The sequence below is a fragment of the Catenovulum agarivorans DS-2 genome, assembly GCF_000568405.1.
Classification (GTDB): domain Bacteria; phylum Pseudomonadota; class Gammaproteobacteria; order Enterobacterales; family Alteromonadaceae; genus Catenovulum; species Catenovulum agarivorans_A.
Map to the genome: position 1 here is coordinate 351,828 of NZ_ARZY01000001.1, position 11,362 is coordinate 363,189.

Below are 11,362 nucleotides of genomic sequence, written 5' to 3' on the forward strand. Positions count from 1 at the left end.
TATTTGCGAAGGGCTGGGCGGCCGGAATGATTAGCTAAAAGTTTTCTTCTACTTGAGGTCTTAAGACTAAATCGTGTATGTGGGTATTAGCGTCAGTATCTAAGCTATGCAAAATCGCTTTAGCAACAGCTGCTGCCGTTAAGTACTCAGGTCTTTCTGCGGCCCTAAATTCTGTGTCAACTCCACCAGGGTAAACGGATAACATTTTGATATTGTCTGCCTTGAGTTCTTTACGCATAACTTTTACGTAATGATCTAAAGCGGCTTTTGAAGCTGTGTATGCTGCAATACCTGGGTTGGAAAATAAGCACACAGTTGATAATACATTGACGATAGTTGCACAGCCATTTTGTTTAGCTGCATGTTTTAATGAGGGAAGGCACAGTTGCATTATTTGCACGGGTGAATAAAAGTTTATTTTCATCATCCATTCTAATTCAGCAATTGATATTTCTTCGCCTTTGCCTCGAGCAGTGTTAATGCCTGCACAATTTATTACTATGTCAAAATCGCCTAGTTGCTCTTTAGCACTATTGGTAAAATCGACTAATGCTGCTTGGTCAGTCACACACAAACTACGACTAAAATTTTCAGTGTTAATAGCTAAGCTGTCTTGTGTGCGTTGCAACTTGTCTGGATTTCGGCCAGTTAAACTAAGTTTGTAACCCAGTTTACTGGCTTGAATGGCTATTTCGCGGCCGATTCCTGAAGATGCGCCGGTAATTAAAATATGCTTCATGTTAGTCCTAGTTGTTATTTTGTTTCAGGCTTTGTATTTGCTACAAAACTCATGGTTACTTGTGGTTGTTCTAGCCAATTTACAAATTGGTAACGAATCTGCTTATTGGCGTTTTCGACTGGACGAAGTTTCCCCAGGCTGCCTAAGCTAATTCTATCTCCTGCTTTTAAAGAGAGACCTTGTTGATTAAATTTTTCAATTAACCAAGCTAGCGCATTTAGTGGATGGCGCATTATAGATTCGGTATCTGCCGTTTGAATAAGCTCGTTGTTTTCATCTGTGACTAAAATGCGAGTATTACCAAGTTTACGAGCAAAATCACTGCTTGGCTCAACAGTTATTTGCTCACCTAATACAAAGTTGACCGACATTATATTATGCGCGATTAGTTGGTTTGCAGATATTTGTTCACGGATCTTTTTGTTTTGCATATTAAAAGGTAGCGTAACCAATTCAAACGCCGGGTACAGGTAACGGATATGTTCGAGCATCTGCAAATGGGTTTTGGCCCGCATTATCTGTGCAGATTTTATCTCTACTACCAAATCAGCTTCATACATTGGGTTGACAGCGAAGTTTGTCGCAATCTTACTGCCAGACGGTAAAAACTGCTGGGCAAATATAACGGCATGTGCGGGCTCACTCGTTGCAAACATCTTTTGAACTTTTTCGTGAGTGAAAGCTATTTTGTATCCAGCTGGTTGCAGCCCTGGCTGCTGATTTATTAAAGCTTGAATAAAGCTGCTTTGTAGGCAATAGGCTTGATCATGGCGACTAATTTCAAGCGGCTTAATTAGTTGGTGCGGTAATGTATGAGCGGCTTGTTGAATGTGCAGTGATTCTTGTTCGGTAAATTGACAATTTTTATTGTCAGCCGCCATTGCACTACTAAGATTGAAAACTAAAAAGCTTGATAGCAATGTACAATAGAATTTGATTTGGCGCATAATAAACATGACTAAATACAGCTAGATATATGGAAAGATGATACCATTATATTTAACCAAATTATCAACCTGTTAAATTAAAAACCGCAATGTCTTTCATTAAAAAAACCTCTATTACACTGTGGCTGATGTATTGGGTGGTCATCAACTCGGTATTTGCTAACAATATGCCCCATCACCAAGTGAAAGTTGCGGTTGCGTCTAATTTTATCCATACATTTGAAGCATTAAAACGTCGCTATTTAGAAATTACACCTAATGCTGTGTTAACCGCATCATTTGCATCGTCTGGCAAATTATATGCGCAAATTAAACATGGCGCTCCGTTTGACATCCTATTGTCGGCTGATAGAGATAAAATTAGCCAACTGATTAGTGCTGGTTTAGCTGAAAAACAAAACGCTGCGATTTACGCCGTGGGGCAATTAGCTCTAGCTTCATCTGCCAAATTGCAATCCCCACAAGCCGCTTTGCTCCAGCAGGAGTATCAGTTTATTGCGCTGGCGAATGATAAGTTAGCACCATATGGATTGGCCGCAGAGCAAACTTTGGCAAATTTAAAGGTTGAAGTACCAGCCAATAAAAAAATACAAGGAGAAAATATTTCTCAAACACTGCAATTTTTCCTCAGTGGGCATGCTGATTTAGCTTTTGTTGCTATGTCACAATTAACACAAGTTGATGTTAAGAACTATTGGTTGATTCCGAGCAACTTACACCAACCGATTTATCAAGAAGCCGTTGTGTTGAATCGTTCGCTTAACCGTCCAGCCGTTCTATCATTTTTTGAGTTTCTGACAAGTTTACAGGCACAATGTTTAATTCAAAATCATGGGTATAAGAGTTTAGTATGTTCGGATTAACGCCTGATGAGATAACCGCATTGTGGCTCACCTTCAAACTGGCAGGCACAGTGACTATTGTGCTTTTGTTTATCAGTACCCCATTGGCTTGGTGGTTAGCAAGAAGCCGAAGTTCAATGGTTGCATTTGTGTCTGCATTGGTTGCTTTGCCAATTGTATTGCCGCCCAGTGTACTTGGATTCTATTTTCTAATTGCGTTTTCACCACAAGGAGTGATTGGCCAACTCAGTCAAAGTTTAGGTATGTCGGGATTAGCTTTTAGTTTTTCTGGGCTGGTAATTGCCTCAGTCATTTATTCTCTACCTTTTGTAGTGCAGCCTATTCAAAATGCATTTGTTGCAATGGAGCAAAGTTCATTAGAAGCGGCAGCTACTTTAGGTGCAAACCCGTTGGCGTGCTTTTTTCAAATAGCGCTGCCAAATGCTAAAGTAGGCTTGTTAACAGGTGCTATTTTAGGCTTTGCTCATACGGTCGGTGAATTTGGCGTGATTTTAATGATTGGTGGTAACATCCCAGGAGAAACCCAAGTCGTGTCAGTCAAAATATACGAATACGTTGAATCGCTTAACTATACCCAAGCGCACAGGTTGTCAGCGATTCTATTAGTATTTTCGTTCATTGTATTATTTTGGGTATATTTAAAACAAAAACAGGCGGGACTCAGTGGCCGAGTTTAACGATAGTTATTTTAGTTTTAGTGGACGTTTGAATCAGTTTGAGTTTTCAATGTCTGCAAGTTTACCTAGACAAGGGTTAACCGCTATTTGGGGACCATCTGGATGTGGTAAATCGACCTTATTGCGCTGTATTGCAGGCTTGCAACCACAAGTTACAGGTCGCTTAACTATTATGGGGCGTAATTTTCAAACACAAAATTCTTTTATACCAGTGCATAAACGCGATATTGGTTACGTGTTTCAAAACGGCGCTTTATTTGAGCATTTAAATGTTCATGAAAATTTGCTTTTTGGTTTACGTAAAAAAAACAATCGGGCAGGTAACCAAGCGGTAAAGTTTCATTATGACGAGTTAGTAGAGCTGATGGGCTTAGCCCCCTTAGTTAATCGTCGCACTAATAAATTGTCTGGCGGCGAACGTCAGCGTGTTGCTATAGCAAGAGCATTGTTATCTCAGCCTCATCTCTTGTTGATGGATGAACCACTCGCAGCGCTTGACCAACACAATAAAAATAACTTACTCAATCTCATTGAAAAAATTAAAGAAACGCTGAGCATTCCAATCATCTATGTGAGTCATGATATTGCCGAAATTTGCCGCTTAGCTGATCACATTCTGGTTATCGACCAAGGGCAAGTGATTGATCAAGGTACAATTAATCAGGTTTTTGCAAAATCGAGTAAATTGCCTTGGTTGCAAGAGCAAATTGGTGTGGTTTTAGATGGCGTCATTACTACAGAGCTTCCTGAAGAAAACTTAGTCAAAATCAATGTTGCAGCCAACGCATTTTTGTTACCTGCAACAAATTTATCGAAGAATCAAAAAAATGTTCGGCTTAGAATCTTAGCTAAGGATGTCAGCTTGTCTTTGTCGGCCGACAATCAATCGAGCATTGTTAATCGAATGCCAATGCAAATATCGGATATTGAACAATCAGCAGGTGAGAGCATAGTTCACGTGCATTTAGTATCAACAGCGCAAGGCGCTGAATTTAAACTTGTGGCTAGTGTAACGCGCTACTCTTGGAATAGATTAGCATTGGCAATTGGCTGTAAAGTGTTTGCTCAAGTCAAAGCGGTTTCAATTATCAGCTAGCTGTACGTTAATGTATACTAGCACCAAGCCAACATAGAGTTTACACAAGAATAATTTTCATATGCCACGCAAAAACAATGACGAACAATATTTGCAAATTATCGAAGCGGCTATTTTTGCTTATGGCAAACCAATGCCATTAAAAGTTTTGGCTGACACGGTTTTATCTGAATTCAAGCTTTCGCAGCGTAAAATTACAACATTAATTAAAACTCTTTCCGATAGGTACCAAGGACATGGTATTGAGTTGGTGAAAGTAGCTGCAGGTTATCGTTTCCAAACAAAATCAACTTTAAGTCCTTGGATCAGTTTGTTGTGGCAAGAAAAAGCGCCGAGATACTCTCGAGCCATGTTGGAAACATTGGCGTTAATCGCTTACCGACAGCCGATAACCCGTGGTGAGATAGAGCAAGTTAGAGGCGTTGCAGTGTCCAGTAATATCATCAGGGCATTACAAGAACGAGGTTGGGTAAAGGTGATTGGTCATAAAGAAGTTGCAGGAAGACCAGCTTTATTTGCAACAACCCCATCGTTTTTAGACTATTTTGGTTTACAATGTTTAGAAGACTTACCTCAAGTTACACAAGCTTTGGTCAATGAGACTAAAGATGCCGATAAATTGTCAGATTCGGGAGAATCAGATGTCTGAGAAAATTCAAAAAATCTTAGCGAGAGCAGGTAAAGGCTCTCGTCGTGAAATGGAAAGAGCCATTAGTGATGGTCGTGTTAGTTTAAACGGCAAAATTGCTGCTTTAGGAGAACGTGCAACCGAGACAGATGAAATACGTCTGGATGGTCATATTGTTAAATTTAAATCAGAAGACGACGTACCGTGTCGGGTATTGATATATAACAAAGCGCTGGGTGAAGTTTGTACACGGAACGACCCTGAACAACGCAAAACGGTATTTGATCGACTACCTGTGCTTAAACAGGGGCGGTGGGTTGCAGTAGGCCGCTTGGATATTAACACCACAGGTTTGTTAATTTTTACCACTGATGGTGAATTGGCTAACCGATTGATGCATCCATCCAATGAAGTTGAGCGAGAATACGCGGTACGTGTATTTGGTGAGGTGACAGAGCAAACTATTCAAAACCTTCGCCAAGGTGTACAACTAGAAGATGGCCCTGCAAAGTTTAATAAAGTCGTTTTTGCTGGTGGTGAAGGGATTAATCGATGGTTTCATGTCACGCTATCAGAGGGACGAAACCGAGAGGTCAGAAGGATTTGGGAAACCCAGGAAGTTCAAGTTAGTCGCTTGTCTAGAATTCGTTATGGCGATATTACATTGCCTCGCACGCTGCCAATGGGTGGATGGGCTGAACTAGAAGTTAAAGAAGTCAATTACTTACGCAAATTGGTGGATATGCGACCAATTGAAATGCGTAAAGAAATTAGTCGCAACAATAAAATTAAAAACCTTAAAGCCAATCGCATACGCAAAGCGATTCGAAAATCAGAATTAAGAGAGCAGGGTGATGCGCCTGCTGATAAACGACGAAAAAAAGGTAGATAGTTTGCCAAATCAGAAAAAATGGACTGCTGATGTTAGTTTTCAGCAGGCCAATCTTTCAAGTGGAATATATGCAGATATCAGCAGATTATATCCTAGCCTTGTTGAGCAAGTGCATATTCCAACCGCCGAGTTTTTAACTGACTTGGTTGCCAAGCGCGCGCCAGTATTTACGCTGCAGTCATACCAATTTATTAAGCAAACTGAACTAAACCCGTTATTAGCTAGCCTTGGATATGAAGGGTTTATTAATCAAACAAAACAAATCCCAACGCGACATGATAATTGGCATGACTTATTTAATGGGTTAATTTGGGGATTGTTTCCTTCGTGCAAACAAGCAATCAACCAATTACATGTGCAAGACATAGGGCAGTTTGGGTTAAAACAGCGGACGAAACAAAGAGACGCACTTACTTTATTTGATGAATGCGGTGTGATCTTGGCTTACACTGATGAGCAGCAAAAAACGACATTACAATCACATCAATGGATGGACAGCTTCTGGGTTAACCGTCAAGACTGGTTTCGCTCAATTAGACCTTTTGTTTTTGGCCACGCCATGTATGAAATGGCGCTCGCTCCATTTATTGGCTTAACCGCAAAAGCTTATTTTGTTCAGGTTGAGCCTTGTTTTTTTGACTGTACGCTTAATCAACAGTATCAGATTCTAGATCAGCTGGTTGCAAAACAAATTTTGCTAGACAAATCTCTGGCTAACAACCAACGCCTTTCTCCATTACCTTTGTTGGGGGTACCAGGCTGGTATACGGATAATAGCAAGCAGTCGTTTTATGCGAATACAAAATACTTTAGGCCAAAACGGCAAAAAGTGGCTAAAGTTTAGCTGTTAATCTTCCTTGTCTTTATCTTGGTCATAACCTTGGGTATTTTTAAAGTCTTTAGGGATTTTAAATTTACCTGAGCCAGTTAATGCAACCAGTGGACCGATAATAAATAATAAAGCCAACACTATAATGCCAACTATCATCCAGTTAGACATAATAAGCCTCCACGTAGGTTTGATATAACGAGGGTAAGTTGTCAAGCAGAGTCTGTTTAAAGGCTAAACAATGCTCGGACAAAATATTTTGGCAATCCTGCATTCTAAAGCTGTTTTGTGCCTGACGGGCGACTGGAATGTAGCTAATATGCCATGGTTCAGCTGCAACGCCTACAGTTTTATTTTCTTTGTAAACATGAGTAAAACCAAAATTTTTACTCTGCTCAATTAACCAAGTATACAGCTTAAAGTTGGGGCCATTTTCGGCATATTCGCTGGCTAACAACTGTGGCCGATTATTCGCATCAAATTGGTTGGCGTCATACACATCAAAGTCACATCCCCAGTGGTGTCGACTTAATCCAGGAATTGCACTGTAGATACAAATTGCGTGAATCGCATCGAGTGCAGAGTATGTGGATAGTTCAAGCGGTTGAGCTGAACGGTTATAAACAACTCGTCCGCCAGAGGCTTTCTCATTCCAAATTATACTTTGACGTTGAAAACTTCTGAAGCTGCTTGCTAACCTGAGATCTATGCCTGCACTTTTTGCAACAGACTGAAGTTCAATTACCGCTTTCGCTGCCTGTTTATGCACATAATGGTTTGGATACAGTTCGATTAAATGGCCTGTATCCAAACCCATTAGCTGTGATTGAGAAAAATTCCAACTAGTCATTGGCCAAAAGGTTGATCAATATTTTCTCGTACATATCGGTTAATAATTCGATATCTTCAATTTTTACACATTCGTTGATCTTGTGGATGGTGGCATTGACCGGCCCAAGCTCAACTACCTGCGCACCAGTAGGTGCAATAAAACGACCATCTGATGTACCACCTGTCGTTAATAATTCAGGTTTAGTATGTGTAGTATCTTCAATCGCTTTTACCGCTGCTTCAACCAACAAGCCTTCATCGGTTAAAAATGGTAAGCCGTTGTAAGTCCAATCTAAGCTGTACTCTAATCCGTGCGCATCTAAAATGCTGTGAACACGTTCAACTAATATTTCTGCTGTTACTTCTGTGCTGTATCTAAAATTGAATTGTACGTGCATTTCACCAGGTACGACATTTGTAGCCCCCGTGCCTGCATTAACATTTGATATTTGAAAGCTGGTCGGTGGAAAGTAGTCGTTGCCTTTGTCCCATTGAATTTGTGAAAGCTCTGCAAGTGCTGGTGCCGCTATATGCACTGGGTTTTTAGCTAGGTGTGGATAAGCAACATGACCTTGCACGCCTTTTACGACTAAATCACCACTTAAAGAACCACGACGACCATTTTTGATCACGTCGCCGACTTTATGAGTACTTGACGGTTCTCCGACCAATGCCCAAGTGATTTTTTCATTACGCGCTTCTAAGGTATCGATTACTCGAGTGGTACCGTTAATAAATGGCCCTTCTTCGTCACTCGTAATTAAAAATGCAATTGAACCTTTGTGATTAGGGTATTTAGCGACAAATCGTTTTGTTGCTACCAACATAGCGGCCAAGCTACCTTTCATATCAGCAGTGCCGCGGCCATGCAAATAGCCGTTGATTTCGGTTGGTTCAAAAGGTGGCGTGTGCCATTGCTCAGTTGGACCACTGGGCACAACATCTGTGTGACCTGCAAAACAAAATACAGGACCTTCGCTGCCTTTGCGTGCCCACATGTTTGTGGTGTCTTCAAATACCATAGATTCGATGTTGAAACCTGACTCTTTCAGGTAGTCTGCCATCATCTGTTGGCAACCAGCATCTTCAGGGGTTACCGAGCGGCGAGAGATCAAATCTTTTAAAATATCAATTACTTCAGACATAAATATTACTCTTTAATAAATCGCTGATCCCAATCTTGGGCTTTAAATCCAACAGAAAATTCACCATTATTATCAACGACTGGTCGTTTAATGATCGACGGGTTTTCTAACGCAAGCTCAACCGCTAATTGAGCGGTTAAATTTTGTTTGGTTTCATCCGGTAGCGCACGCCAAGTGGTTCCTCGTTTGTTTATTAACAACTCTGGTGGAACTTGTTCTAGCCATGATTCGATTAAATCTTTGGTGACACCGTCTTTCTTAAAATTATGAAACTTGTAGTCGATACTGTGCTCATCAAGATATTTTTTGGCTTTTTTCACTGTATCGCAATTGGGAATGCCATAAATAACTAACACTTTCACTCCTGTGTTTGTTTTGCCGGGGGGTACACTTTTATACAAAAGTCTTGAGCGGCTGTTACTCGGTTAAAGGTGCATTGTACTACATATTCAGCGGGTAAGTTAGGCAGTGTTATGAGCAGTTGAGGTTTTTTATTGCCGTAAACTTTATTATATAAGCGTGTGAGTTTTTGTTTATGACACAACAATAAAATGTCACCAGCTTTAATTGCTTGATTCAACTTACTCTTAAGTTGAAAACCGTTGCGCATCATATCTTGCACTATATCCGGCAAGCGTAACTCAACTATTAACCCCTTTTGGCATTTTATCCTAAACACATCAAGCGCTGGGCTAATAAATTGTACGATCCCATTGACTGGGCTGACGATTTGTTCTGAATATAATTCAATACATATACCTTCTCCAGCAAAACCTTGGCGGATGAGCTCACTATAATGCGTGGATAATGGTTGAACTTTACCATTGCAAGGCGCTGCAATTTGCCATATCGGCTCAATATCAGCCGGGAATGTGTTTGTCTGTGAATCATCCATTATATGCAGTGCTTCAGCTAATAAAGGGGTTTAGCTAATTGTATCAGATGTGAATAGTTTTGATGTACAAGAAAATTTGCGAAAGTGAATACAGTTGCTGTGTTTATCATCAAAATGGCTAAAAAATCTTGTGGGTAATGTGGATAACATTTGGTGTTTTTCGCGTTTTATTAAAAATTACTAACAAATATCGGATTAAATCTATTTAAAATGTATAACTATACAAAACTGAAAAAATAACTAACAGAAACTGTAGATAACTGTGTGTATTAGCTAGTGGGTAACTTTTATCTATTTGATATAAAAGGAAATAAAAACTGATCAAAAACTGATCTGTACTATAGGAACAATTTGTACAATTAATTTTTTGCAGTTATTGTAAGCAGATTTTGTTTAATGAATGCTCAAAAAAATGATCGAGTTTGCAAAGATGACAGATAAAATAAATCGATATTCATGGTTGATGAATTATTATTCGTTTTTGTACGTATTTTATACTGAATGAAATTTGCCTGTTGTGCTTATCCACCAAACATGTGGATAGTTTTGTGGGTTTAGGTGTGGGTATGTTTTAAGTGTTTGAAATATAAGGTTAAAATGAATTGGTTAAATTTTGGCTAGTGTTTAAATATATGGATTTAATTATGGCTGTGTTAAGCTTATAAAATGATGAAATATAAGGGTGTTTGGTATGGAATTTTTATATGAATATGGGTTGTTTCTAGCAAAGACAATAACCTTTGTCGCAGCCATAGTAATAATACTAGTAGCCGTGGCGCAAACAAAAAAATCTCAGAAAGGTAAAAAAGGTGAATTGGAACTGACTAATCTGTCAGAAAAATTCAAAGAAATGAAAGATGGTCTGGAAGCACATTTATTCAGTAAAGAGCAGCTAAAACAAAAAGAAAAGGCGCAAAAAGAAGCAGACAAAGCCGCTAAAAAACAAGCCAAAGCGAAAGCTAAAAATAAATCTACTGATGCAAACGAACAATTAGGGGAACAAGATAAAAAGCGTTTATTCGTGATTGAGTTTAAATCTGGCATTGATGCTCAAGAGGTGGATAATTTGCGTGAAGAAGTGACAGCAGTTTTGGCTGTTGCGACCGAAAATGACGAAGTTTTAATTAAATTAGAGAGTGGAGGCGGCGTCGTTCACGGTTATGGTCTTGCTGCTAGTCAGTTAGCGCGTTTAAAGCAAAAAGGGGTTCCATTAACGATTTCAATTGATAAAGTCGCTGCAAGTGGCGGTTATATGATGGCTTGTGTGGCTGACAAAATTATTGCAGCACCATTTGCGATTGTTGGGTCAATTGGTGTTATTGCTCAGCTACCCAACTTTAATAAAGTATTAAAAAAGCACGACATCGATTTTGAGCAAATTACAGCGGGTGAATTTAAACGAACTTTAACTATGTTTGGTGAAAACACTGACAAGGCGCGGGAAAAATTTAAAGCTGAATTGGAAGAAATCCACAAGTTGTTTGTTGAACATATTGGGTCATTTAGACCTGAATTAGAAGTAGAAAAAGTTGCAACCGGTGAGCACTGGATGGCTTCAAAAGCACAAGCGCTCGGTTTGGTTGATGAGCTGCAAACGAGTGATGACTATGTGGTTGAACAAATCGATAGTGCTGATGTTTATCAGGTTAAGTATGCGGTTGCTAAAAATGTATTAGAAAAATTACCTTTTGCAGCATCTGCAACAATTGAAAAAGTCTTTTTAGGCTTAGCTGATAAATTAAGAAATATTCGTTTTAGCTAAAATAACACATCAAGTTAGCTAGCCGCCGGTAGTGTTTAGAAATCTGTGTCACTCAATT

General features: G+C 39.5%; 14 protein-coding genes. 7 read left to right on the forward strand and 7 right to left on the reverse strand.

Annotation, left to right across the window (positions count from 1 at the left end):
• Window positions 1-34: 34 nt before the first annotated feature.
• On the reverse strand, window positions 35-739 hold the full coding sequence (locus DS2_RS01560) for an SDR family NAD(P)-dependent oxidoreductase (protein WP_035012823.1): 705 nt from the start codon (window positions 737-739) through the stop codon (window positions 35-37).
• Between the two features lie 14 nt (window positions 740-753).
• Complete coding sequence (locus DS2_RS01565) at window positions 754-1,620, reverse strand: 2-keto-4-pentenoate hydratase (RefSeq protein WP_152537518.1); 867 nt, start codon at window positions 1,618-1,620, stop codon at window positions 754-756.
• A gap of 155 nt (window positions 1,621-1,775) precedes the next feature.
• Here DS2_RS01565 and modA point away from each other — a divergent pair, with 155 nt between their 5' ends.
• The 6 genes from modA to DS2_RS01595 all read left to right on the forward strand — a co-directional run bounded on the left by modA (window position 1,776) and on the right by DS2_RS01595 (window position 6,686).
• Window positions 1,776-2,549: a molybdate ABC transporter substrate-binding protein gene (gene modA, locus DS2_RS01570; RefSeq protein ID WP_051479509.1), complete on the forward strand. Its 774-nt coding sequence runs from the start codon at window positions 1,776-1,778 to the stop codon at window positions 2,547-2,549.
• Window positions 2,537-3,226 carry a molybdate ABC transporter permease subunit gene (gene modB / locus DS2_RS01575; RefSeq protein WP_035012825.1) on the forward strand — a complete coding sequence of 230 codons (690 nt, stop codon included), beginning with the start codon at window positions 2,537-2,539 and terminating at the stop codon, window positions 3,224-3,226. Before modA ends, modB begins: the two co-directional genes overlap by 13 nt.
• Window positions 3,213-4,322 (forward strand): molybdenum ABC transporter ATP-binding protein, encoded by a 1,110-nt coding sequence (gene modC / locus DS2_RS01580; protein WP_035012827.1) that lies wholly within the window; start codon window positions 3,213-3,215, stop codon window positions 4,320-4,322. The genes modB and modC overlap by 14 nt, the downstream gene beginning before the upstream one ends.
• A gap of 61 nt (window positions 4,323-4,383) precedes the next feature.
• On the forward strand, window positions 4,384-4,971 hold the full coding sequence (gene scpB, locus DS2_RS01585) for an SMC-Scp complex subunit ScpB (RefSeq protein WP_035012828.1): 588 nt from the start codon (window positions 4,384-4,386) through the stop codon (window positions 4,969-4,971).
• A complete protein-coding gene (gene rluB, locus DS2_RS01590) occupies window positions 4,964-5,842 on the forward strand; it encodes a 23S rRNA pseudouridine(2605) synthase RluB (RefSeq protein ID WP_035012829.1) in 879 nt (292 codons plus the stop codon). Before scpB ends, rluB begins: the two co-directional genes overlap by 8 nt.
• The gene (locus tag DS2_RS01595) at window positions 5,805-6,686 is read left to right on the forward strand and encodes a DUF3025 domain-containing protein (RefSeq protein ID WP_051479510.1); all 882 of its coding nucleotides are present in this window, start codon (window positions 5,805-5,807) and stop codon (window positions 6,684-6,686) included. The genes rluB and DS2_RS01595 overlap by 38 nt, the downstream gene beginning before the upstream one ends.
• Window positions 6,687-6,689: 3 nt before the next feature.
• Here the strand turns inward: DS2_RS01595 and DS2_RS20125 are convergent, their stop codons facing one another.
• Genes DS2_RS20125 through DS2_RS19555 form a run of 5 tightly spaced genes read right to left on the reverse strand, consistent with a single transcriptional unit; the run spans window position 6,690 to window position 9,542 of the window.
• Window positions 6,690-6,842, reverse strand: coding sequence for a DUF2897 family protein (locus DS2_RS20125; protein WP_081754145.1), 153 nt, complete (start codon window positions 6,840-6,842; stop codon window positions 6,690-6,692).
• On the reverse strand, window positions 6,835-7,521 hold the full coding sequence (locus DS2_RS01600; protein ID WP_035012830.1) for a M15 family metallopeptidase: 687 nt from the start codon (window positions 7,519-7,521) through the stop codon (window positions 6,835-6,837). The genes DS2_RS20125 and DS2_RS01600 overlap by 8 nt, the downstream gene beginning before the upstream one ends.
• Window positions 7,514-8,647 (reverse strand): succinyl-diaminopimelate desuccinylase, encoded by a 1,134-nt coding sequence (gene dapE, locus DS2_RS01605; protein WP_035012831.1) that lies wholly within the window; start codon window positions 8,645-8,647, stop codon window positions 7,514-7,516. The genes DS2_RS01600 and dapE overlap by 8 nt, the downstream gene beginning before the upstream one ends.
• Before the next feature lie 5 nt (window positions 8,648-8,652).
• Complete coding sequence (locus DS2_RS01610; protein ID WP_035012832.1) at window positions 8,653-9,003, reverse strand: arsenate reductase; 351 nt, start codon at window positions 9,001-9,003, stop codon at window positions 8,653-8,655.
• 2 nt (window positions 9,004-9,005) lie between these two features.
• Window positions 9,006-9,542, reverse strand: coding sequence for a PTS glucose transporter subunit IIA (locus DS2_RS19555; protein WP_051479511.1), 537 nt, complete (start codon window positions 9,540-9,542; stop codon window positions 9,006-9,008).
• Between the two features lie 691 nt (window positions 9,543-10,233).
• Here DS2_RS19555 and sohB point away from each other — a divergent pair.
• Complete coding sequence (gene sohB / locus DS2_RS01620) at window positions 10,234-11,304, forward strand: protease SohB (protein WP_035012833.1); 1,071 nt, start codon at window positions 10,234-10,236, stop codon at window positions 11,302-11,304.
• Window positions 11,305-11,362: the final 58 nt, after the last annotated feature.